Source organism: Pseudoalteromonas sp. SCSIO 43210 (genome assembly GCF_054133285.1).
In genome coordinates this window covers 2,534,655-2,557,466 of sequence record NZ_CP087225.1, presented here as the reverse complement: position 1 = coordinate 2,557,466, position 22,812 = coordinate 2,534,655, and the positions used below count along the sequence as shown (strand labels likewise).

The window sequence follows — 22,812 nt, the reverse complement described above, 5'->3', positions numbered from 1 at the left end:
TTCAATTTTCACTAAACCCAAACTTAGCCGTGTGATTAAACTTCATTAATTTAAAGTTTAATTTTGCGAGCTTAACACGTCCTATTATACCTTTTCTGATTAAACTAATTATGACCAACTCCCTTAATTAAGTGAGCTACTTTGAGATAAGAAAACCTGATAGATAACAAGACAGAAATGTCGTTATTAGTAGTTCTCGACAGTTGCCTCTGCACCCATAGTCGTAAACCAGTAATTTTAACGCGGTTAGCGTCAGGGTTAATTCTCAAATTAATTAAGCATTATTGCGAACTGATATTAAACCGCATTTTGAAATGCCTGTGTAATTGCTTTTAAAAACCTAAAACACGGTGTATTTAAATTAGGTAAGCTTTTAATTTAAAAAGTTAATTTATAAAAATAGATTATTTAAGCAAACTCATAATAATCAACTACAATAAGTTAATTGCTTGTTACATAGCGTTTTAATGTGAGGGCATTTTATATTAAGGCCTGTTCATCTTTCGAGGTTGAATTGGCAGCAAGCTGTTTGGTATTTAAGCAAGTTAGAGCCTATGTAGTGTGGTTACTCCCCAAAAATAGGCGATAACGCAGAATAAATGCCAAATATGCGCTACCTAAGGGTGATTGACTCTTTGTTGCTCGGTTTTTACTTATTCTTACAGTGGTGTAAGCCATTAGAGTACGCAGGAGCAGGTGCCGAGCCCACTAGGTTACAAACCTCGCGCCACGATTAAACAGCTCTTAGATTGAACGAATTTCAATCATGAAAGTTCAACAGGTACTAGTTAAATGATTAGATTGAAGGAAGTGTTAATGCCTAATGTAGGACGCTATATTGAGAATATATTACCAACAGATTCGAATTTTTTTGTTGATAACGACATTCAAAAAAGCTTAGAGCACATTGTTGAACTAATCTTAAATGTTTTTGATGCTACGGCATGCTCTATTATTGCAAATTCACCACAGGGTCAAATTGAGTTGTACCAATATGGTTCGAAAATAGCCATAACCACAGAGGCGCTAAATAGTGAAGTATTTAATGAATCTATTATCGAGGGTAACTCAAAAAGCACTTCAAATACTCCCTTAAATGTAAACTCCAAAATGCGTAGGGTTATATCACTCATTATTTTACCATCGAACTTAAAATTGGGTTGGTTGATATTTGAACGAAAAAGTGAATCCGCATTTACAGAAAAAGATAAAACGATATTAGCCACCATACAAAAAAATATTGTAAATCAATTACTCCAACTTAATTTTATATTTAAAAAAGAAAAAGATGCTGAACTTCATTCAATGATTTCTGAGCTAAATAGAGATTTTGTTTTTATAAAGGACGAAAACTTTAAAATTGTATACGCAAATGATGCCTTCAAAAATAGTTATCCAAAAGAAATGCAAAACAAAATAATCGGCTTTACTACAATTGAACACTACGAAGAAGATGCGGCTACTGCATTTTTAGCGCAAGACAAAATTGCTTTAGATTGCGGCATTAGTAAAACAGTCGAAAATTTAGCAATGCCTAATGGCATGCAGATTACTGTAGAAACTATAAAACAACGCTTTGAAGATAAGTCTGGTAAATATTATATTTTAGGTGTGTGCAGAGACATAGCTGAAAAAGAAAATTTAATATCTAAATTACAAAAAGCAAACAGTGAACTTGACGAGTTTACCAGTATTGCTTCTCACGATTTAAAATCGCCATTAAATGCAATTAAACGTTTACTTGAGTGGATTTCGGATGACTGTAAAGATCTGCTTCCTGAAGAGCATTTAGAAAACTTTCAGTTAGTAATTAATCGCACTAATAGAATGCAGGTATTACTAGAAGATTTACTGAGCTATTCGAGAGTAGATCGCTGTGATTCTACCCGCTCTGACTTGTCTTTAGAAAATGTCTATCTTGAAATCGCTGAATGTTTAGAGATCCCAGAAACGGTAACTGTTCATATAGATGCAAATGATAAATTATTAAACATACCTGTAGTCCCCTTCAAAACAGTCATTTTAAACCTTATTAGTAATGCTATAAAACATAACGATAAAGAGCTTGGTGTTATACACATTTCTCTGCGGCCTTCTCATCATTATTATCTTATTGAAATAACAGATAATGGCCCTGGAATAGATCCAAAGTATTTTTCACTCATTTTTAAATTGTTTCAAACTCTGCGATCTCGTGATGACGTAGAAGGTAGTGGTATTGGTCTTTGTGTAGCAAAAAAGCTCATTATTAATTATGGCGGTAAGATTGAAGTAGCATCTGATGGAAAGCTTGGCAGTACATTTACTATTTTTTGGCCAAAAATTTAGCAATAAAATTGTTTTATTAATTAAAGATGAGTATTGGCATAGTGCTAAACCCTTAAGGAACTTATGTATATTTTAATAGTTGATGATGACTTAGTAGATCGTAAATTAATTAAAAAGATACTTATTTCAGATGGCTCTCAACTTCATGATATTACTGAAGTAACATGCGTTTCTGAAGGTTTAAGCGCCATTGAAAATACGCATTTTGACATAATACTACTCGATTATAATATGCCTAAAGAAGATGGTATCGAAATGCTTCTTGAGATGCGAGCAAAGCCAAAACTTGGTAATACTGCAATAATTATGATTAGTTCATCAGAGAACTCAACCCTCGCAATTGAGTGTATAGAAGCCGGTGCACAAGATTTTTTACCTAAGGGTGATATTACACGTAGTAGTTTAAATAAAGCACTTATATACGCTAAAAAACGCTTTGAAGCTGAACAACGCATGCATGACAGTTACCTCGCTGTAAAGCATATGGCAGAAAGGGATCAGCTAACGGGTTTGTCAAACCGATACCATTTTGAAGAAATATTAAAAGTAATGATTGCCAATAATAAACGGACTAAAAATAGTGTCGCGCTTTTGGCATTGGATTTAGATAATTTCAAACATATAAACGACACATTAGGGCATAATGTTGGCGATCAGATTTTAATACAAACTGTAACAAGAATTAACCACTGCCTAAGAAGAGACGAAGGGTTTGCTCGATTAGGGGGAGATGAATTTGCTGTTATTATTGGTGGTATAAGTAATATTAATCAAATAGGTATGATTGCAAATAGAATATTAGCTGAAGTGTCTAAGCCCTTTTTACATGAAGGTAGAACGATTAACTGTAGTGTGAGTATTGGCAGTGCTATTTACCCTCAAGATGCGACGGAGTCACATGAACTGCTTAAATGTGCTGATATTGCAATGTATCGCTCTAAGCAAAACGGTAAAGCAAAAATTAGTTTTTATAAAGAACAATATCAATACGAGTTTAGTCGTCGCGTTGATATTCAAAACAAAATTAAAGAAAATTTAGAACAAGAAAACTTTCGAATATTTTACCAACCTGTTTATTGCTCTAAACGGCAAAAAATATCAGGTGTAGAAGCTTTAATTCGTTGGCCAGATACCGATATTAGTTATACTCCTGATGAATTTATACCCATTGCAGAAGAATGCCGATTAATTGTGACGCTTGGTGAGTGGATTATTTCAACAGCTCTACAGCAATTATCATTATGGCAAACTCGTTTTAAAATTCCGCTAAATTTATCAATAAACATTTCCCCAATACAGCTTCAGAGTGAAGGATTGCTCGCTTATTTACTCGCAGCTGTAAAGCAATATGATGTGAATGTTAATAGTATAATTTTAGAAATAACTGAAACAGCCTTTATCAAAGATAACGAAGAAGTTACTGATATATTAACCACCTTATCTAATAATGGCTTTAGAATTGCTTTGGACGATTTTGGTATGGGCTATTCATCTATATCTCATCTTATATCTTACCCCATTGATATTGTTAAGTTAGATAAAAGCATGCAATCATCTGATGGTGAAAAAGGGAAACGACTAAAAGTAATAGAAGGGTTGTCTCTGATGCTTAAAAAATTAGATTTTGATATTGTCGCCGAAGGTATTGAAACCCAAGCACAGCACGATTTATGTAAACAATTAGAAATAGACTATTTACAAGGCTTTTTATTTTCAAGGCCCATGCCTGCAAACGACATAGACTTATTACTCACTAAGAACGCCGACGATTCAATCTAGAAATATTACCTATATTGAAATCGTCAAAATAAAATAACAGAGGCTGTATTTTGCTAAACCGAAAAACACCTAAAACTCTATTTTCACTCAATATAAACTAATAATATATTGAGATCGTAATAATTTTTAATCTCCCTGTATTGGAGTATCAATAACAGACAGTACCTTCTCTTTTAGATCTTCAGCCTTAAAAGTTCCCTTAACTAAATAGCCTTTAACAAAATCATGCGCCATAATAATTTTTTTCTCTTCTTCTCGTTCTGATGAGCTGAACATCATGACTACGCAAGAACTTATTTCAATGACTTTCCTGAGCTTGGCAAACTCGTCTAAAAATTGAATACCATTAACTCTGGGCATATTAATGTCTAAAAAAATCAATATTGGGGGAAAGCCATCTGGGTGTTCTTTTCTATTCGCTTCATAATTTTCGAGAAATTCTAACGCCTCTTGACCATCTTTTTTTTCAAAAATGGTAAGCTCTAAGTTAGCTTCTTTTATTAATCTTTTAAGGATATACCGATCAACTTCATTGTCATCGATAATTAATATAGGTGGTTTTACTTTTTTCATCTTAATTTATCCATAGGTATTGTTATTTTGAATGTTGTACCGCTATTAGAACTTTGCAATGATATTTCTCCATCTAAATACTCTATATGTTTTTTAACTAGTGCCATACCCAAACCTGAGCCGCTACTCGTCTCAACATGAAATCGCTTGAACATATCAAACACTTCGCTTTGATGCTTATCAGGTATTCCAATCCCATTATCGGTAACTGTAATATTGAACGTCTCTTGTTCGTTAAAAATATCGCAGTGAACATAAGGCGCATCCTTATTTGTGTCGTAATATTTCAACCCATTTGATATCAAATTTTCGATGATTTGAGCAAAACGCGCTTTTTCTGATTTGATAGGTGTCGATAAATTAATATTCGTTGTTAATGTACAAGGATTATCTTTCATTAACCAAGCCAGTCGTTCTTCCATATCAGTAATTAACTGATTAAAATCAATTAATTCTTCGTTTTCATTACCTATATCTGCTTTTGCTAATAATAAAATATCAACAACAAGTGTTTCTAACTTCTCCATTTGTTGGTAAATAATTTTCGCATTTTGACAGGCCTCTTTAATATCACCAGCTTCTATATCTTGAATAACAAATTGAGCCAAAGATTTAGCGCCCGATAACGGTGACTTTAAATCATGTGATGCCCGATAAGCAAACTGAGCCAGTTCATCATTTGCCTGCTGCAAAGAAGCTGTTTGGCTGTTTACAATAGCTTTTAGCTCTATACTATTTTCTATGTTTAATAAATCATCTTTGATACGCTGTCTTGCTGCTATTACCAATGCTTTTAATTCACCCGTGGTATTTTTATCAAGTTCGTCATCTAAATTAGTACTATCTTCAGGTTTACTAGTTAAAAGAATGGTTAAATTGCGTATAGAGCTAGATATGGTACGTGACAGGTAACTGATTAAAATAATATTAAAAAGGGATATGATTAAAACAAGTGGTATTAAAGTGATCAATATAAACGACACTGTTTTTCTGATTGGTTCTTCAAACATTTCTGAATGTTGATTGAATCCATCAAGTGCAACATTAAGGTTTAGTAAAAAATCATCTCTACTGAGTTCACCTTTCTTATATTGAGTAACTGACAGTAGTGCTTTATCCGCAATTTCTATATCATTTTCGCAAATAGTTAAAGCTTGATCAGTCTTAATGACTTTCATAATAACACGGTTTAAATAATTAACTTCATCAAGACAATCAATAGGTTGCTGCTTTATAGCCAATATATCAAACTCTATTGTATTTATGTCTACAGGGGTGTCGTTTTTTATTTTTTTTACTGTCTTTGTTAATTGGTTAATATACTTTAAATGAAGAAAATTAAGCTGATGAAACTTAGCGCCTTTAGCTATTTCAAAGGCAGAAAAAACGGTAATACTTACTTCGGCTGTCGTTAAGATTACTATAAGCATCAATTTGTTAGTTATATTCATATACGAAGCCTGTTTTTCTATTCGCTATTGGTTAATAACCGTAACACTATATTTATTATGGTTTTTCTAACCTTAGTTATAGCAGGCATTCTTTTTTTTACTAGTTAATGTATAAGTTTTGCGCTTATTTAGAGAATTTAATTACTGCATAAAAATTGCACAGCATTCACTTGGCCGATTCAACTTTAATAGCAAGTTTCTTTTTTAACTTTTCTTGCCACTCTCCAGCAAGCTCTGGCAAAGTTAGGGCCTCTAAAAGTACGTCTTCGTAACCTACGTATTTTTTGTCAAAAAACGCCTGAAACAGCTTTTTAACTGAAATATTATGCGCCGCTTTTTTTTCTATAGTGACTGTATCGCCTGTTTTGGCAACTCCTTGCTCAATGACTCTAAAATACACACCCGTGCAATAATACTGCGTGAACAGTTTAAGGCTGTTTTTATTATTAAGGGCGATAGCCAATTTAAAACAGGGCACACGAGGCTGGCTTACTTCAAGCAGTGCAGTACCAATTCGAATATGATCGCCTATATGTATATTCGCTTCATCAAGGTCAGAAATTGTGAAGTTTTCACCAAATATGCCACTGGTTAAATCCTCGTTTGCAAGCGTTTTCTTCCAATAGTCATAATGATTGTGCGAAAAAGCATATACCGCTTTATCTACGCCGCCGTGGTAAACTAAATCAGCTTGCTCATCACCTATAATACTTAGCTTTTCAATAGTTACCGGTTCGTTAGTAGCCGTTTTAAATATACCTGTTTTAACTTCTTTGCCGTTATGCACAACCGTTTTTATTTTAGAGATATTTGTAGAGATTATTTTCATTAAGACTCCCATTTACCTAATGCTTGTCTGTCACTTTGTTTAAACTCAACCCAATTTGATGAGTCTTTAAAGTGCTCTTTTTTCCAAAACGTGGCGTGGTTTTTTAAATAATCCATTATAAATTGTGCGCCTTCGAACGCGGCTTGGCGATGACGGCTGGTCACGCCTACAAATACAATTTGCTCGCCAAGTGCTAAGTAACCAACGCGGTGAATAATACATATTCGCGCCAGTTGCCAGCGAGTTTGTGCTTGCTCTGCAATAGATTGAAGCAGTTGCTCGGTCATACCAGGGTAGTGTTCAAGCTCAAGTGCAATAACATTATCGCCACTGCTGAACTCTCTTACCAAACCTGTGAAGGTAACAACAGCGCCATCGCTTTTATTATTACTACAAAGCGTATTGTGCTCGTCACCTACATTAAAATCATCGGTTTGTACTTGAATATGTATGCTCATTAGCCACCTGTAACCGGCGGGAAAAAGGCAAGCTCATCCCCTGCTCTCACTATTTCGTCGCTTGATGACATAGCTTGGTTAAGCGCTGCAAGTAGCTCACGCTCCTCCAGCCACGGTTGCCAATGCGGGTATTGGCTCACTAATCTTAATTTAAGCTCTGAAATAGTAAGCGGCTGCGTAATCTCAAGACTTAATTTACTGCACTTTAACCGCTCTTTTAGTTGCCCAAAAAACAATAGCTCTACTTTCCCGGCGCTAGATATTGCATCGTTTGGATTATTAATCGCGTTGCCAACTACCATTTTTGCCCCCTGCTTTTTGAGTAACGCGCATGCCGCTAATTTCCATTAGTGGGTCGGCTGCTTTACACATATCAAACAAAGTAAGGCTAGCCACAGATACCGCTGTTAACGCTTCCATTTCAACCCCCGTTTTACCGGCAAGTTTGCAGTAGCTGGTTATTTTAATTTGGCTGTTTGCTTCATCAAGTTCAAAATCAACAGCGACTTTACTAAGTGCAAGCGGATGACAAAGCGGAATTAAATCAGCGCATTTTTTAGCGCCTTGAATACCTGCAATGCGTGCCACGCCTAGCACATCGCCCTTTTTGTTTTGATTAAGCATTACTTGCTCAAAGGCAAGCTTGCTCATGCTAATAAAGGCTTCAGCTGAGGCATCGCGCAGGGTTACGTCTTTGAGCGATACATCAACCATATTAGCTTGGCCGTTTTCGTCAACGTGACTCAACATACTATTGCTCACGCGATTCACACTTTTTACCAAAGGTAATGTGCGGTACAAAGTTACACGGTTTATGCATTGAGTTAAGTTGATCTTTTATTATGCCTGTCCACGCAGTTTTACATGCGCCTGTAGAGCCTGGCATACAAAAAATAACGGTGTTATTAGCAAGTCCTGCCAATGCACGAGATTGAATAGTAGAGTTACCAATTTCGCCGTACGATATGTGCCTAAATAGCTCACCAAAACCGTCTACGCTTTTATCAAATAGCGGCGCAAATGCCTCTGGTGTTGAATCGCGCTCAGTAAAGCCTGTACCGCCAGTCACTAAAATAGCATGAATGGTGTCATCGGCTATCCACTGCGATGCCACTGCACGCATTTGGTAAACGTCATCTTTAACTATGTCTTTATCAGCTAAGTGATGACCAGCTTCAGTTAGCGCTTTAATTAAGTAATGACCTGAGGTGTCAGTAATTTCATCGCGTGTATCGCTTACCGTCATTACGGCAATGTTTAATGCTATTTGTGACTCAGTTGTGTGACTCATAATGTTCTTCTTAATTGATTAATGCTTTGGTCAAAATGCTCATTTACAGCTTTAAATTGCGCCGGTGTATTGGTGTTTATTAATGCATGCGCTTTATTACATAAAAGCGTTTGCACACCAATACTTTGGGTAAACTGTTTTATTGATTTATGACTGTTTGCGTTTGTGAGTATGTGCTTTAAATGATTTTTTACACTGCTTGTATTACGAATATACAGCGGTAGTGGTTCATTTTCAAAGTGCCAAGCATGTATTTGTGACTGATTTAATTGATTGCTCACACTTTGTACGTTATTTGACTGAGAAGCCAGCACAATTGTGCTTAACAAACTACTCGTAAGTAGAGGCATATCTACCGCAGTAATGAGTAAGTCATGCTCGGTGGTTATTAATGTTGAATAAATTCCGCCAAGGGGTCCACTATTTGGGTATATATCTTTAACGTACTTCTCTGAAGGATAATCGCTCGGTGAATATTGGCTCGATGATTTAACTGGATTTGTAACGTTGCGACTTATAAGTATGTTTTTAGCGCCTACGTCTTTTAATAAATCACACGCATTGTGCAATAGCGTTTTGTTTTTTAAAACTAAATCGGCTTTGTCTGTGCCCATTCTTGATGACTTACCACCAGCAAGCACAACGCCTGTAAAATCTCGCTTAGCTTTTACTTCCATATTAACCGCCTAACATGGCTAAGTGAGTTGTCGCACCTGTTAAGCGTTTATCTAGCTCATGGCTTATTTCTTTATTGCCCATAGCGGCTCGAATTGCCTTTACGGTCGCTGCAGTATCGTCCTCGTTTAGTAGTTCGCGTAAATCTATACCTTGCTCGGCAAACAAGCATAAGTGTAATTTACCCAGCGCCGACACTCTCAAGCGATTACAACTTTTACAAAAATCTTTACTGTACGGCATTATTAAACCAATACGACCATCGTAATCAGGATGACAAAATTCCTCAGCGGGTCCGTTTAATTTCCCCCTAACTACTTGTAACCAGCCTTGAGCTAAAAGCTGGGCTTTAACCGTTTGCCCACTTAAGTGATTTTCTTCAAAAAAGGTCGCGCCGTCACCTGTTTCCATTAATTCTATAAAGCGCACTGTAACTTTGTGGTGTTTTACCCACGCTAAAAAATCCTTTAATTGGTTTTTATTAAACTGCTTGGCAAGCACCGCATTTATTTTTATATCTTTTATGCCCAGCTCTACCGCGCGTTCAATCCCTTTTAAAATAAGGTTAAGTTTGTCGTGCCCTGTTATGAGTTTAAACATACTCGGATTTAAACTATCAATACTTACATTAAGCGCATCAAGCCCGGCTTCAGCAAATTCATCAATTTTTTTTAATAAATTAAACCCGTTGGTAGTAATGGCTACTTTTTCTATACCAGGCGTATTTTTACAGAGTTTTATAATATCGGTTACGTCGTTTCGCAAGCACGGTTCACCACCTGTAATACGCACTTTTTTAGTACCTAGTTCTGCAAACGCATTTACTAGCGTGCTAATTTCGCTTTTATTTAAAAAATTACGCGGCGTATCGCACTGATATCCGTTTGGTAAACAATAACTACAACTAAAATTACATACATCGGTTATTGAGAGGCGCAAATAGTTAAACTGCCGACCAAATTGATCATTAAGCATATGCTTCCTTTTTTCTTTACATTACAACCGCAACATCAATGCTGCTAGAACCTGCTTTGTAATGTTGTTTTATTAATTGGCTTAATTGTGTTTTACACGAACCGCAGTTCGTCCCACATTTAAGTTCAGACCCCAATTGCTCGACTGTGTTTGCACCGTTTTTAATGGCGTTTATAATCGGCTGCTCTCTTACTTTAAAGCAGCTACACACTTGCACGCCTTGAGTAAATTCTTCATCGGGGGTTGCATAAAGCAAAGACTGTAACTGTGTAAAGGTCAGTAATGGCTCTGCAAATAAATGGTTTATCCACTCAAGTGATATTTCTTTTTGCTCGTTAGAAATAACACCAACAAACGCTAATTGATCGTTTTGAATACACTGCACATGCATGGCTTTTGCCGTATTCATAGCCGACCACTGCCCTTGTAAACCGGTTAAGGTTTGGCAGTAATACAGTAAATCACTTTGTGGCTCATTAAGCGCCAATTGGTAATTAAAGCAATTGCTTGCATTAACTTTGAGCCAAAAATCACTGTTTATAACAAGTTCGTTTTTAGCAAACAGCTGCATATATTGCTCAAAGGGTGCTTTAACTATATTAACAGCGCCGTGTTTACACTCAGCCTGACCAGATAGAGGGTCAACTACCGATTGATACAACCCACTTACTGTTGCTGATGACGCAAATTGCTTATTCCAATGAATAGGCATAAAGCATTCACCTTTTCGAACCGAATCGGTTACTTTTGCATGCGCGGTAACGTGTCCTGTTTGGGCAATTGCACTTATTAAATCGTTTTGTTTAATTGCTAATTTACTGGCATCAAGCGGATTAATTTCAATGTACGGGCGTGTAATATGCGATGAAAGCGCAGTGCTTTTACCGGTGCGGCTCATGGTATGCCATTGGTCGCGTATACGCCCTGAGTTCATTACAAACGGATAATCACTTGATGTTTGTTGCACAGGTAATTGCGGCGTTATAGGTATAAAACGCGCCTTTTTATCAGCGGTGCTAAATTGGTTATTTGTAAAAACCTGACCATTTTTATAAGGCTGATTTTTAACAACAGGCCACATAATGGGTTTTAAATTATCATACTCATTTTTTGTGAGCCCAACTAAACCAGAGAGGTTTAATAATCGGCTGCCGTTATTTTCAAAGTCGGTTAATTGTGCCCATTCTTCAAAAATGCCACTTGGATCTGTAAAATCAAAACCTTCAAAGCCCATTTTTTTAGCGACTTCACACATAATTTGCCAATCGTTTTTAGCACCCGAATAAGGCGCTACTAACGGGCGCTGTCTTGATATTCTGCGCTCTGAGTTAGTTACTGTGCCGTTTTTTTCGCCCCATCCGGTTGATGGAAAGGCAACATCGGCAAATTTTAACGTATCACTTTTTGCAATACAGTCAGATACAACCACCAGCTCACAGGTCTCTAATGCTTTTTTAATAGCGGCGTTATTGGGCAAGCTCACCATTGGGTTTGTTGCCATTATCCACACTGCTTTTATTTTGCCTGCGGCTATTTCATCAAACATATCAATAGCATTGCTGCCTGCTTTGTTAGCAATAGTTGGCGAGAGCCAAAAGCGTTGTACAAGTGATTGATGCGCTTCGTTTTCAATATCTAAGTGCGCCGCTAACTGATTAGCCAAACCACCTACTTCGCGCCCGCCCATCGCATTGGGTTGCCCAGTAATTGAAAACGGACCACTGCCTGGCTTAAGTAATTTACCTGAGGCTAAATGCGCATTAATAATGGCGTTGCATTTATCTACACCCGAACTTGACTGATTTATACCCATTGAATAAAAGCTAATCGCACTTGGGCTGTTAGCAAATAGCGCGTAAAACTCAGTGACTTGCTCAATTGCTATATCGCAAAAGTCGCTAACTGCCTCACAGCTCCACTTTTGTGCCTCTTGCAATGCGCTTTCAAAGCCGTTTGTGTGCTGAGCAATAAATTGCGTATCGAGGTGGTTATGCTCATTTAAATAATTAAGCAAACCGTTATAAAGCGCAGCGTCACTGCCTGGTTTTATATTTAAAAATGTGTCGGCAAGCTCAGCTGTGTCGGTTTTACGCGGATCAATAACCACCACTTTCATATTTGAGTTAAGCTGCTTTGCACGCTCCATTCGCTGATACAAAACCGGATGAGTCCATGCGGCATTAGAGCCAATTAAAATAAGCAGCTCAGTTTGCTCTAAATCCTCGTAGGTACACGGCACTACGTCTTCACCAAAAGCGCGTTTATAACCTGCCACAGCAGATGACATACACAGGCGCGAATTTGTATCAATATTGCCTGAGCCTATATAGCCTTTCATTAATTTATTAGCAATGTAGTAATCTTCAGTAAGTAACTGCCCCGATACATAAAATGCCACCGCATCGGGTCCGTGCTTTTGTATTACGTCGTTAAATTTATTGGCAACGTGGTCAGTTGCTTCATCCCACGTGGCTGCTTTATTATTAATGAGGGGCGACGTTAAGCGATTATCACTGCCTGTTGTGTCGAGCAAATGGGTGCCTTTTACACATAAACGACCAAAGTTTGCGGGGTGTTCTCGCATGCCTTCAAGCTTGGTTGGCACATTATTAAAAAGTGAAATATCAACACCGCACCCTACACCACAGTAAGCACATGTTGTTTGTTTTAAACTGGTTTTATTTATAGTTGGTGACGTGTTTGCCGTTGTCATACTACTGCTCTCTTTTAGTGTGCTTTAATTTATGCAGGCTGTTTTACAGGCTCATTAATGGTAACTACGTTAATAGTGTTACTTGCTTTAGCGAGCACGCTGTTTATTACGTTTTGAACGAGCTTTTCACACCCTCCACAACCTGTACTGGCTTTGGTGCTTTGCTGCACACTTGCCAAATCTATGCAGCCGTTAGAAACTGATTGTTCAATGGTGTGTTTGGTTACTTTATGACACGCGCAAATAATGGCGTCATCAGGCAAGTCATCGGCGCTTAGCTCTGCCATGTCGCCGGCAAGGGGCATAATGAGCGCTTCGGGATCGGTGGTAAGTTCAATGTCGTTTAAATGATATTGCAGCAAATTGTCGTAATCGCTGGTATCGCCAACAAGTACCGCGCCAATCAGCTTATTACTTTGTGAATTAGTGACTATTTTTTTATAAATACCATTGGCTTGGTCTTCAAAGTAATAGCTTATTGCGCCTTCGCTGCGTGCATGCGCATCGCCGATAGAGCCTACTTCAACACCCATTAATTTAAGCTTAGTGCTCATATCGGCACCGCTAAATTCATCGGCTTTATTGTCTAAGCCAGTACTTTGTAAACTACCTTGCTGCGTATCTTGTAAAATATGACCAACTGCTATTTTAGCCATGGCGTAACCAGGTGCCACTAAGCCAAAAATAAAATTATTCCACAGTGCACATTCACCAATAGCGTATATGTTTTTATCGCTCGTTTGGCAGTGGTTATTAATTACAATACCGCCGCGCTCGCCTAACTCTAAATTAAACTCGCGGGCCAAATTATCATAAGGGCGAATACCCGCCGAAAATACAATCATGTCGGTTTCAAGGGTTTTACCGCCCTTAAAACACATTTTGTAACGGCAACTTTCACCTTCTACTATTTCCTCCGTTGCTACCGATGTATGCACAGTAACGCCTAAATCCGTAATTTTGTTTTTTAGTAGCCGACCGCCACCAGCATCAACTTGTACACCCATAAGTTGCGGAGCAAATTCTATTACGTGAGTATGCAGACCCAATTGCTTTAATGCGTTTGCAGCTTCAAGCCCCAGTAAACCGCCACCAATTACCACGCCTACTTTGCTGCCGTGGGCTGAATTTTTTATTGCGTGTAAATCGTTAATGGTGCGATAAACAAGGCAATGCTCGCGATCTTTACCCGGTATAGGCGGTACAAATGGGAATGAACCTGTAGCAAGCACAAGTTTGTCGTATTCAAACAACTCCCCTTTAGCGGTCGTTACAGTTTGCATATCACGATTTATATCAACCACTTTAGAATGAGTATGAAAGCGTATTTGCCAATCGTCATAGGTTTTATTGCATGTAAGTGCGAGGTCGTCTGCGGTTTTGCCTTTAAAAAAAGAGGATAGTTGTACACGGTCATACGCTAAACGGTCTTCACCGCTAAGTACCGTAATTTCAAATTGCTCATCAGCTTGATTTTGAGAAACTAGCTGCTGCACAAAATGGTGCCCGACCATTCCGTTTCCTACCACTACAACACGCTGCTTGCTTAACATTTACCCACCTTAAAGTGATACCTATTTTAGTAATTGACTAAAACTGACATCGAATAATTTGTTATAGGTTTGTTATAGCAATATGTAAGCCAAATATATAAGCACTTAAAATCAACAAGTTACCTACATTGGTGCAGAGGTGAAAAGCATAAAGCCCCACAAGATGGTGCAATTGCACCATCTTGTGTCGCTATAAATTACAAGTGAATATTAGAAGATAATGAGGGTTAAAATTTAGCGCTCATCCATACCCACAATTTTTGAGTATCGACTTTATTAGCAGCAGTATCGCCCGCTGAGTAATCAGCGTATTTAACACCCACTGCGTATTGTTTATTAATAGGTTTAACGTATTGTACGTTTAGTTCAGTACCCAAATCGTCAACCCCATTTGATTGCTCATTAGCATCAAAACTGTGATAAGCCACCAGCCATTTTCCGTCAAACGCTTTACCGTTTAAGCTTATGTAAGTGTCGTCCAAGCCTTGTGTGGGTGTATTTAAAAACGTATCTGTCCAACCATTAAATTTATGTAACGTGGCAAGCGGTGTTGCAAACCCGTAATCGCCATTGTCAGAGCCAAGTGACTCTATGCCGACTTTTAAAGTTACTGTTTTTATGCCCAACCCATTTAAATCCACAGCGCCTTCAAGTGCATAGTAATCAGCATCAAAATCACTCACGCTTGTTGACGCAGACTGCGTTGCATACTCCGCTTTGTAATAAAATTTTATGTCGTTTAGGGTTTTATTACCGTTAAAAAAAACGCCATAAGTGTCTAAACTGTCGTCTTGTAGTGCATCGTCACTTAATAAGTAACTGTATAAAACCACTTTACCGTAGTCTGTTTTAAAGCTTGCATTAATTAGATGATCGGACGATTTAATGTCTTTATCGTCAGCAAATATGCGGTTACGCTTATTTAAATAACTGTACTGTAAATCTATGTTATTAAATGCGTAATTAATGGTTGCTGCATCAAAGGTTTGCCTGTCTTGGCGCCAACCTACGTGCCCAACAAAACGCTGCCCATCAAGGGCTATTACTTGGCGTCCTACTTTTAGCGATAGACCATCGCGGGCATATTTAACAAAACCTTGATCTATCTCAGTGTTTTCTGGGTCTGCAATAACAGAGTAATTAGTATTTTTCCCCACCGTATTGTTGTAATCATCTACGCCCAATAGGCTGCGAGTATCTTCTACTTCAATAAGGGCTGAAAAACCATTCACCTCATCTGTTTGATGCGTTAAGCGGGTTCTAAGTGTTAAGCCGCTTGCATCTTTTAAGGCATTTTCTTGATCAACGCTTTCAAAACGCAGTCTAAAATCAAGATCAGTTTGCGAAGCTTGGCTTATTGAAGGCGCAGTGAAGCAACCCAGTATAAAAATAATAGGTAAGTTGTTCTTGTAATTAAGCATTTTGGTTCTCTAAGTTTTAATTATTAATACACATACCAAAGCAATAAATAAACACAGCGAAATACATTTCCACACCATAACTGGATCGCGTTTCATTATTGAACTTTTATTAGCGGTACTTTCTAAATAAGGATTAGGTTTGTTGATATCGTTTATAAACTCAGAAAAAGCTTGGTATCTGAGCTCAGGTTTAGGGGCAAGCGCCTTCATAAGGGCTTGATCTAACCAAAACGGAATATCGGCTCTGTATTTACGAATACTTGTGTAATGCCAATGGGTGTAATCTTTTGGCGCTACGTGGTTAAGTGGCAGTGGTTTATAAGGCAATTTTGAGCACAATAACTCATATGCAATCACGCCAAGTGAAAACAAATCACTTTTAAAATCGGCGTGCATAGTAATAAGTGTTTCGGGTGCGGTGTAGTCGGCAGTACCTTGCGGGCAATCATCCGCAATTTGTTTAACCGACTCGTCCATAGCCGCAACACTTACTGTGCCGTAATCTATGAGCGTTACTTTACCGTGCGCATCTATCATTACATTATCGAGTTTTAAATCGCGATGTACCATATCGAGTCGCTGAAACGCCCTTAGTGCATGTACTATTTGTTCAATAATACTGCGTACTTGGGTTATTTCTGGGTGCGGCACGTCGTGCTTCCAATCACTGAGTGTTTGCCCGTCCATGTACTCACAAATATGATACAAAAAACGACTCTGCGATTGCGTACTCAGTACTTTCATCACGTTTAAATGGTTTATGCGTTGCCCTACCCAGCCTTCTCTTATAAAGCCTTGAAGGTAGTGCACATCGTCTTCAAAATTAACCGAAGGTGCTTTTAAAACCACTGGCGGTATATCGGGCGCTTGTTGCACTAAATAAATGTGTGAGCGACTACTGGCATGTAATTTACGAATAACCGTGTAGTCATCAATTTTTTGCCCAACATTAAGCGCTGGTGGAATTTTTCGTCGTGTTAGCGAATGGTAAAGTTCATCTAACTTTTGCTCGGCAATATTTTCTACTTTTACCAGTAAACAACTTACGTTGTCGTCACTGCCTCGTGCTAATGCAAGTTCGGTAATTGCTTTAGCTGCATTTTCTAAATTAGTGTACTCGTTAATTAATTTAGCTATATCACTACTTGGGAGCACATCGTGTACGCCATCGCAGGTTAATATATAAATATCGTCTGCTTTTAGGTCAACTTCGTATACATCTATTTCTTGATGAAGTTGTGCGCCAAGTGCACGCGTTAGCGTATCGTTTACTTTGTGATCCCGTGTTATTGCCTCTATTTTATTTCCTCGCAAGCGAGTAATACGCGTATCACCTAAGTGAAATATATAACCCGTTGCCGACTTTAAAATAAGTGCTGTAAAAGTCGTCATCCAATCGGCTTGGCGCTGACCTAAGTGATTGTAATTAACCGATTGCGAATAAAGCCACTGATTTAAACTTGCTAACACCTTCGACACTGACTTTTTAACCGCCCAACTTTCGGGGGTATTTAAATACTCATTTATAAAATGAGTAACCGAAAGTTGAGACGCTTGTTTAGCATTTTTTGCTGATGAACACCCATCGGCTAAGCAGGCAATAACGCCTTTAGACTCTTTTTCTTGCGCTTTGGTATTAAGAGCTGCAAACGCATCTTGATTTTCTGCTTTTAACCCTTTAGCACTGTGCCCGCCAAATGAAACGTTGAGTTCATTTTTTAGCGATTTAGCGTGGAGTGTTTCATCAAACATAGTCAATAATGCCTTAAGTCACTGAAATAAGTTCAACGGTGCCGTCTTCATTTACTTCGGTAATATGGCCATCTGGTTCTTTCATAAAAAACAGTGCAGCTAGACCAAGTAATGCACTACCCGCAATAATGAAAAAGAAAGTTTGATAATCAACAAGTGACAATGCCGTTAAGTACACTACTGCACCTACATTACCGTAAGCACCTGTCATACCTGCAATTTGCCCAGTTAAACGACGTTTAATTAACGGTACTGCCGCAAATACAGCGCCTTCACCAGCTTGCACAAAGAACGAACACGCCATAGCTGCAACAACTGCAAGCCATAAAGGCCAAGAAGCATCAACCAAGCCCATTACAAAATAACCAACAGCAAGACCCGTTGTAAGTACAATAAGGGTAATACGACGACCTAATTTATCTGAAATCCAACCGCCACCTGGGCGAGATGCTAAATTCATAAATGCATAAGCAGAGGCTAAAATACCCGCGTACACCATATCAAGCGCAAACACATCCATAAAAAATAGCGGTAACATAGATACAACTGCAAGCTCAGAACCAAAAGTTGTAAAATATAAAATATTTAAAACAGCCACTTGCTTAAATTCATAACGATGAGACTCAGGTACTGGCTCTTTAAAAATATGACCATTTACGTCAAAGGTTTTATACACTTCGTAAATATAAAGCAGAACTAAAAAAGCATACACGGCAAGTACAAAGTTAGCCGAAATTAGGTTAGCACCGGTTGGTGAAAGCTTCCAAGTAAGTAATGCTAGAGCACCATACATAGGAATTTTCATAATAAGAAGTAATACAAAGTCGCCTTTACTGGTTACTTCCATTGCGCCTACTTTTTTAGGCTTAAAGTATGTACCGCCTTTTGGTGTATCGGTTACATTTAAGTACCAAATAATACCAAATATAACGCTTAATACACCCGTTAAACCTACTGCGTAACGCCAACCATCTTCGCCACCAAACATAAGTGCAATAATTGGCAATAACATAGCCGCTGCTGCTGAACCAAAGTTACCCCAGCCGCCATAAATACCTTCTGCTATGCCCAGCTCGTTAGCAGGAAACCATTCACTCACCATACGAATGCCCACAACAAAGCCAGCACCAATAAAGCCTAGCGCAAAACGCGCTATAGCGGCTTGTTCAAATGTGGTTGCCATAGCAAACATAAAACACGGAATACTACAGGTAATAAGTAGCGCCGCATAAACAATCCGGGGACCAAATTTATCGGTCAGCATACCCACCACAACACGGGCAGGAATAGTTAACGCTACATTTAAAATTAGTAATGTTTTAACTTGTGCCATGGTAATACCAAGCGAGCCCGCAATTGCACCCAATAAAGGAGCATGGTTAAACCATACAAAAAATGACACAAAAAAGACCATCCAACTTAGATGTAATACTTTCATTTTTCCTTTAAAGGATATTAAGTTAAATCCAGAACTCGGTTGCATGTTTATTTCCTCGTAAACGTATTATTATTTTATAAATGCCCCACTCTTTTATATGAGTAGCAGCCCAAACTTTGTTAAATTTTAGTTAACCCAATACAGCAATTACTGAGCCACTAATTAAAAACCATATATTTCAGTTGGTTATATGCATTTATTATTTTAATGCGTTATAGTTGCACTATATGAGTGAGGGGGTATGGGCTGTTACAGTGCAAATAAAAAGCGTTACTGCTTGCTCTAGGATTTAACAAATTGGTATTGTTCAAAAAAAGTATGAGATGTTTAAAAATGCAAAAAGCACCGTTAACGTACCAACAGCAACTACGCTATTCTCGGCACATTATGCTGCCGCAGCTTGATATAGACGGACAAGAGAAGCTATGGCAATCGCATGCTTTAATTGTTGGTGTGGGTGGGCTTGGATGTGCGGTAAGTCAATATTTAGCGGCATCTGGCGTTGGCACGCTTACCTTAGTTGATAACGATGAAATAGACGTAACCAACCTACAAAGGCAAATACTGTATAAAGAAAGCGATATTGGTAGCTCAAAATGCAGTGCTGCAAAAAAACAGCTTAACGCACTTAATAGTGAAATAGATATAAACACCATTGAGGCATTTTTTGATGTAAATACCTCTACAAAACAATTATTTAATAACATTGATATAGTGATTGATTGTTCAGATAACCTAGCAACGCGTAATGCACTTAATAACGCCTGTTTTAAAGCTAAAGTTCCGCTAGTGTCTGGCTCTGCAATACGTATGGAAGGACAAGTCGCGTGTTTTACTATGGATGAAAACAGCCATTGTTATGGTTGTTTATCGCAATTTTTTAGTGAACAAACACAAAGTTGCTCCGAATCTGGTGTGCTTTCTCCTATTGTGGGGCTAATAGGCAGTATTCAGGCTACTGAAGCGCTAAAAATGCTTGCTGGTTTGCCAAGTGGTTTAAGCGAGCACTTACTGCTGGTGGATGGTTTAAGCATGGAATTTAATCGTTTTAAAATAGCTAAAAGCAGTCAATGTGCAGTGTGCAGCATTTAGTTATTCTAGATTACTGATTGTTGTATAAAGCACATCGCCCACTTTAAAGTCGTTTTTGTCCCACACTCGTCTTGATGCCAAACAATACAATGTTTGCCCATCTACATTGAGCGTTAACTGCCACTTATTATTAATAAGCTCAGCCTGAGTTAATACCGACTTTAAAACATTGCTATGCGTTGTTTGCTCAGGCTTTAACGCACTAAGCGACATTTGCTCACTTTCTATAATTAGCTTATTACTGCTATCTACAAGTGCAGGAAGCACAAAAAGCGGTTGCTCACTTTGCTGTAATTGCAGTTGATATAGCCCGTAGTCTTCATCAAATTTAACCACATCGTAATTAATTAAGCTCAGCGGTGTTTGCCTGTCGTTTGCGTAAATAGCTTTTGCAACGTGCGCACTTGCACCTTGGTTTATCACCTTACCTTTATCAAGCTGAATAAGGGTATCGCAGCAAAATAGCAGCTCTTTTAATGAGTGACTTACTATTATAAATTTAATATTAAACTTAACGGCTAACTCATTGAGTTTAGTGAGCGTTTTAAAACGCAATGACCAATCAAGCGCACTAAAAGGCTCATCGAGCATTATAAATTTTTGACCGGCAAGCAAAGTGCGCGCAAATACTACACGCTGGCGCTCGCCACCCGATAAGCTTTGTACATCACGATTTAGTAAATCTTGTAATTCAAGTGTTTTAACAACGTATTGAAGCGTTAAGCTGGTTTGCTTATTTCCGCAGTGTTTTTGTGTAAACGCTAAATTACCTGCCACATCTAAATGAGGAAACAACGGACACGATTGCAACTGAAGCGTTATACCGCGTTTATCACTTGGCAACTCATGCACTGGCTGATTATTAATATGAACACTTTTTGCAGGCTCTAAACCACTAATACAACGCAGTAATGTTGACTTACCTGAGCCTGAAGGCCCGTAGACACCCAACACATTAAACGACTCAAGCTCAAGGTTTATATCTAAATCAAAATTATTGAGTGCTTTAAAAAGGCTTAACTTAATCATTTTATTGCTTAACCCCTACAATGCTTTTATTAAACTTAAATAACAGCACTAAACAGGCAAACGAAATAGCCAGTAAAATAAGTGAAAGCTGATGCGCCGCCGTATAATTTAACGATTCAACATGGTCATAAAGCGCAATAGACACCACCTGTGTTTGCCCCTGAATATTACCGCCAATCATTAATACCAAACCAAATTCACCCAATGTATGCGCAAAACCTAAAGCAAACGCGCTACCAATACTGGGTTTTAAAAGCGGAATGATTAAATGCACAAAGCGTTTAAACGGGCTCAACCCAAGCGCAATGGCAGCTTCGTTATAGGTTTGATTAATATGTTTAAACCCAGCCACAAGCGGCTGCATTACAAAAGGCAGTGAATAAAAAAGCGAGCCGATAACCACGCCCTGAAAACTAAACGCAAGCTGCGTACCCGTTAGCCAAAACCAAAACTGCCCAAAAGCGTGATCAGGCGAAAATAAAACAAGTAAGTAAAACCCTAATAATGTAGGCGGTAGCACTAAAGGCATTGCAATTAATGCCTCTAAAAATGGTTTAAATTTACCGTTATAGCCAGCGAGCTTGTATGCCAGTGGAATACAAAAAACAAGAAGGAGTACTGCGGTTATAAAGGCAAGTTTTATAGTTAACCACAGCGCGGTTAAATCACTTTGAAGCATTGTTGTCCTTTATTCTGTAACCTAATTCAATTAACTGCTGCTGCGTAGCTTCTGCCATTAAAAATTGCATAAGTTGCTTAGCGCTAGCATGCTTTTTAGTCGAGCTAATAATAACGCCTTGTTGAATTATATCGGGATATTGATTGGTAGGCAGCACGGTGTACTCTAAATATTTTTGATCTTGCGTGTTACTGTAAGCCGCCTTTAGCGATGAAACAGCCACCAGCCCTACTCCTACATTACCGCTTTGCACAAACTGAAACGCATGCGTAATGTTATTCCCGTACACATAATTTATTGGTTTTTTAAAATGGTTACTAGCGTAGTGCTCTGAGGCACGCCCGTAGGGTGAAAAACGCGGATTAGCAATGGCTACTTTATCATTTACTTTTTCAGCTTTGGGTTGCCACAAAGCAAGCTCACCTAACGCGTAAGTGATTAAACTGCTTTGCTCGGCATAGCCTTCTTTAATAAGTGATTTCGGTCGAAAATCGTCAGCCGATAAAAACACATCAAATGGCGCGCCATGCACTATTTGCGAATATAAAACACCGCTAGAAGCTGCTGATATTTTCACGTCAATATTTGGTAATGGAGATTTTTTTAGTAGGGTTTGCAATACCGTTTTAAAATTACTCGCCACGGCTACTTGCAGCGTTTCTTTTGCGTTTACGCTGCACGAAAACATGCATATCACACACAAAAAATAACCCAACCATGTATTGTAAAGCTTTGACATTATAAGTATTGTTTCAAAATAAAATGATTTAAGTAAG

General features: G+C 38.2%; 20 protein-coding genes. 3 read left to right on the top strand and 17 right to left on the bottom strand.

All coding sequences use genetic code 11. From position 1 onward, the window contains the following. The first annotated feature begins 816 nt into the window (after nucleotides 1-816). Both LOS73_RS10960 and LOS73_RS10955 read left to right on the top strand, forming a co-directional pair. Nucleotides 817-2,328 carry a PAS domain-containing sensor histidine kinase gene (locus LOS73_RS10960; protein ID WP_033030366.1) on the top strand — a complete coding sequence of 504 codons (1,512 nt, stop codon included), beginning with the start codon at nucleotides 817-819 and terminating at the stop codon, nucleotides 2,326-2,328. Nucleotides 2,329-2,391: 63 nt separating this feature from the next. Beyond that, on the top strand, nucleotides 2,392-4,107 hold the full coding sequence (locus LOS73_RS10955) for a two-component system response regulator (protein WP_457933632.1): 1,716 nt from the start codon (nucleotides 2,392-2,394) through the stop codon (nucleotides 4,105-4,107). A 126-nt stretch (nucleotides 4,108-4,233) separates the two neighbouring features. Here LOS73_RS10955 and LOS73_RS10950 read toward each other — a convergent pair whose 3' ends face one another. The 14 genes from LOS73_RS10950 to LOS73_RS10885 all read right to left on the bottom strand — a co-directional run bounded on the left by LOS73_RS10950 (nucleotide 4,234) and on the right by LOS73_RS10885 (nucleotide 19,281). After that, nucleotides 4,234-4,680 (bottom strand): response regulator, encoded by a 447-nt coding sequence (locus LOS73_RS10950; RefSeq protein WP_007375231.1) that lies wholly within the window; start codon nucleotides 4,678-4,680, stop codon nucleotides 4,234-4,236. Then, nucleotides 4,677-6,131, bottom strand: a complete 1,455-nt coding sequence (locus LOS73_RS10945; RefSeq protein WP_033037799.1) for a sensor histidine kinase — start codon at nucleotides 6,129-6,131, stop codon at nucleotides 4,677-4,679. The genes LOS73_RS10950 and LOS73_RS10945 overlap by 4 nt, the downstream gene beginning before the upstream one ends. A 166-nt stretch (nucleotides 6,132-6,297) precedes the next feature. Then, complete coding sequence (locus tag LOS73_RS10940) at nucleotides 6,298-6,960, bottom strand: MOSC domain-containing protein (RefSeq protein WP_457933631.1); 663 nt, start codon at nucleotides 6,958-6,960, stop codon at nucleotides 6,298-6,300. Further along, entirely contained in the window at nucleotides 6,960-7,418 is a 459-nt protein-coding gene (moaE, locus tag LOS73_RS10935; protein WP_457933630.1) for a molybdopterin synthase catalytic subunit MoaE, read from the bottom strand. Before moaE ends, LOS73_RS10940 begins: the two co-directional genes overlap by 1 nt. Beyond that, nucleotides 7,418-7,720 carry a MoaD/ThiS family protein gene (locus LOS73_RS10930; RefSeq protein WP_457933629.1) on the bottom strand — a complete coding sequence of 101 codons (303 nt, stop codon included), beginning with the start codon at nucleotides 7,718-7,720 and terminating at the stop codon, nucleotides 7,418-7,420. Before LOS73_RS10930 ends, moaE begins: the two co-directional genes overlap by 1 nt. Then, a complete protein-coding gene (moaC, locus tag LOS73_RS10925) occupies nucleotides 7,698-8,168 on the bottom strand; it encodes a cyclic pyranopterin monophosphate synthase MoaC (RefSeq protein WP_007375236.1) in 471 nt (156 codons plus the stop codon). Before moaC ends, LOS73_RS10930 begins: the two co-directional genes overlap by 23 nt. Before the next feature lies 1 nt (nucleotide 8,169). Then, nucleotides 8,170-8,709 carry a molybdenum cofactor biosynthesis protein B gene (gene moaB, locus LOS73_RS10920; RefSeq protein ID WP_457933628.1) on the bottom strand — a complete coding sequence of 180 codons (540 nt, stop codon included), beginning with the start codon at nucleotides 8,707-8,709 and terminating at the stop codon, nucleotides 8,170-8,172. After that, entirely contained in the window at nucleotides 8,706-9,386 is a 681-nt protein-coding gene (locus LOS73_RS10915; RefSeq protein ID WP_033030649.1) for a molybdenum cofactor guanylyltransferase, read from the bottom strand. The genes moaB and LOS73_RS10915 overlap by 4 nt, the downstream gene beginning before the upstream one ends. A gap of 1 nt (nucleotide 9,387) precedes the next feature. Continuing rightward, nucleotides 9,388-10,359, bottom strand: coding sequence for a GTP 3',8-cyclase MoaA (gene moaA / locus LOS73_RS10910; protein ID WP_033030645.1), 972 nt, complete (start codon nucleotides 10,357-10,359; stop codon nucleotides 9,388-9,390). 16 nt (nucleotides 10,360-10,375) lie between these two features. Then, nucleotides 10,376-13,072, bottom strand: a complete 2,697-nt coding sequence (locus LOS73_RS10905) for a nitrate reductase (RefSeq protein ID WP_457933627.1) — start codon at nucleotides 13,070-13,072, stop codon at nucleotides 10,376-10,378. Nucleotides 13,073-13,101: 29 nt separating this feature from the next. Beyond that, on the bottom strand, nucleotides 13,102-14,625 hold the full coding sequence (locus LOS73_RS10900) for an FAD-dependent oxidoreductase (RefSeq protein ID WP_457933626.1): 1,524 nt from the start codon (nucleotides 14,623-14,625) through the stop codon (nucleotides 13,102-13,104). Between the two features lie 227 nt (nucleotides 14,626-14,852). After that, nucleotides 14,853-16,046 carry an alginate export family protein gene (locus tag LOS73_RS10895; RefSeq protein ID WP_457933625.1) on the bottom strand — a complete coding sequence of 398 codons (1,194 nt, stop codon included), beginning with the start codon at nucleotides 16,044-16,046 and terminating at the stop codon, nucleotides 14,853-14,855. A 9-nt stretch (nucleotides 16,047-16,055) separates the two neighbouring features. Continuing rightward, complete coding sequence (locus LOS73_RS10890; RefSeq protein WP_033030635.1) at nucleotides 16,056-17,798, bottom strand: bifunctional protein-serine/threonine kinase/phosphatase; 1,743 nt, start codon at nucleotides 17,796-17,798, stop codon at nucleotides 16,056-16,058. 13 nt (nucleotides 17,799-17,811) lie between these two features. Further along, nucleotides 17,812-19,281: a NarK family nitrate/nitrite MFS transporter gene (locus tag LOS73_RS10885; RefSeq protein WP_033030633.1), complete on the bottom strand. Its 1,470-nt coding sequence runs from the start codon at nucleotides 19,279-19,281 to the stop codon at nucleotides 17,812-17,814. Nucleotides 19,282-19,569: 288 nt separating this feature from the next. Between LOS73_RS10885 and moeB the strand changes: the two genes are divergently transcribed. Beyond that, nucleotides 19,570-20,328 carry a molybdopterin-synthase adenylyltransferase MoeB gene (moeB, locus tag LOS73_RS10880; RefSeq protein ID WP_033030675.1) on the top strand — a complete coding sequence of 253 codons (759 nt, stop codon included), beginning with the start codon at nucleotides 19,570-19,572 and terminating at the stop codon, nucleotides 20,326-20,328. Here moeB and LOS73_RS10875 read toward each other — a convergent pair whose 3' ends face one another. The 3 genes from LOS73_RS10875 to modA are packed head-to-tail and all read right to left on the bottom strand — an operon-like array spanning nucleotide 20,329 to nucleotide 22,724. Beyond that, nucleotides 20,329-21,357, bottom strand: a complete 1,029-nt coding sequence (locus LOS73_RS10875; protein WP_033030630.1) for an ATP-binding cassette domain-containing protein — start codon at nucleotides 21,355-21,357, stop codon at nucleotides 20,329-20,331. 1 nt (nucleotide 21,358) lies between these two features. Then, entirely contained in the window at nucleotides 21,359-22,036 is a 678-nt protein-coding gene (gene modB, locus LOS73_RS10870) for a molybdate ABC transporter permease subunit (protein ID WP_002959821.1), read from the bottom strand. Beyond that, nucleotides 22,023-22,724 carry a molybdate ABC transporter substrate-binding protein gene (gene modA, locus LOS73_RS10865; RefSeq protein ID WP_033030628.1) on the bottom strand — a complete coding sequence of 234 codons (702 nt, stop codon included), beginning with the start codon at nucleotides 22,722-22,724 and terminating at the stop codon, nucleotides 22,023-22,025. Before modA ends, modB begins: the two co-directional genes overlap by 14 nt. Between the last annotated feature and the right edge of the window lie 88 nt (nucleotides 22,725-22,812).

Excerpts from the sequence above, each read along its gene's own strand:
- LOS73_RS10960 (WP_033030366.1), top strand. The coding sequence starts at position 817 with ATGCCTAATGTAGGACGCTATATTGAGAATATATTACCAACAGATTCG.
- LOS73_RS10955 (WP_457933632.1), top strand. The coding sequence starts at position 2,392 with ATGTATATTTTAATAGTTGATGATGACTTAGTAGATCGTAAATTAATT.
- LOS73_RS10950 (WP_007375231.1), bottom strand. The coding sequence starts at position 4,680 with ATGAAAAAAGTAAAACCACCTATATTAATTATCGATGACAATGAAGTT.
- LOS73_RS10945 (WP_033037799.1), bottom strand. The coding sequence starts at position 6,131 with ATGAATATAACTAACAAATTGATGCTTATAGTAATCTTAACGACAGCC.
- LOS73_RS10940 (WP_457933631.1), bottom strand. The coding sequence starts at position 6,960 with ATGAAAATAATCTCTACAAATATCTCTAAAATAAAAACGGTTGTGCAT.
- moaE (WP_457933630.1), bottom strand. The coding sequence starts at position 7,418 with ATGAGCATACATATTCAAGTACAAACCGATGATTTTAATGTAGGTGAC.
- LOS73_RS10930 (WP_457933629.1), bottom strand. The coding sequence starts at position 7,720 with ATGGTAGTTGGCAACGCGATTAATAATCCAAACGATGCAATATCTAGC.
- moaC (WP_007375236.1), bottom strand. The coding sequence starts at position 8,168 with ATGTTGAGTCACGTTGACGAAAACGGCCAAGCTAATATGGTTGATGTA.
- moaB (WP_457933628.1), bottom strand. The coding sequence starts at position 8,709 with ATGAGTCACACAACTGAGTCACAAATAGCATTAAACATTGCCGTAATG.
- LOS73_RS10915 (WP_033030649.1), bottom strand. The coding sequence starts at position 9,386 with ATGGAAGTAAAAGCTAAGCGAGATTTTACAGGCGTTGTGCTTGCTGGT.
- moaA (WP_033030645.1), bottom strand. The coding sequence starts at position 10,359 with ATGCTTAATGATCAATTTGGTCGGCAGTTTAACTATTTGCGCCTCTCA.
- LOS73_RS10905 (WP_457933627.1), bottom strand. The coding sequence starts at position 13,072 with ATGACAACGGCAAACACGTCACCAACTATAAATAAAACCAGTTTAAAA.
- LOS73_RS10900 (WP_457933626.1), bottom strand. The coding sequence starts at position 14,625 with ATGTTAAGCAAGCAGCGTGTTGTAGTGGTAGGAAACGGAATGGTCGGG.
- LOS73_RS10895 (WP_457933625.1), bottom strand. The coding sequence starts at position 16,046 with ATGCTTAATTACAAGAACAACTTACCTATTATTTTTATACTGGGTTGC.
- LOS73_RS10890 (WP_033030635.1), bottom strand. The coding sequence starts at position 17,798 with ATGTTTGATGAAACACTCCACGCTAAATCGCTAAAAAATGAACTCAAC.
- LOS73_RS10885 (WP_033030633.1), bottom strand. The coding sequence starts at position 19,281 with ATGCAACCGAGTTCTGGATTTAACTTAATATCCTTTAAAGGAAAAATG.
- moeB (WP_033030675.1), top strand. The coding sequence starts at position 19,570 with ATGCAAAAAGCACCGTTAACGTACCAACAGCAACTACGCTATTCTCGG.
- LOS73_RS10875 (WP_033030630.1), bottom strand. The coding sequence starts at position 21,357 with ATGATTAAGTTAAGCCTTTTTAAAGCACTCAATAATTTTGATTTAGAT.
- modB (WP_002959821.1), bottom strand. The coding sequence starts at position 22,036 with ATGCTTCAAAGTGATTTAACCGCGCTGTGGTTAACTATAAAACTTGCC.
- modA (WP_033030628.1), bottom strand. The coding sequence starts at position 22,724 with ATGTTTTCGTGCAGCGTAAACGCAAAAGAAACGCTGCAAGTAGCCGTG.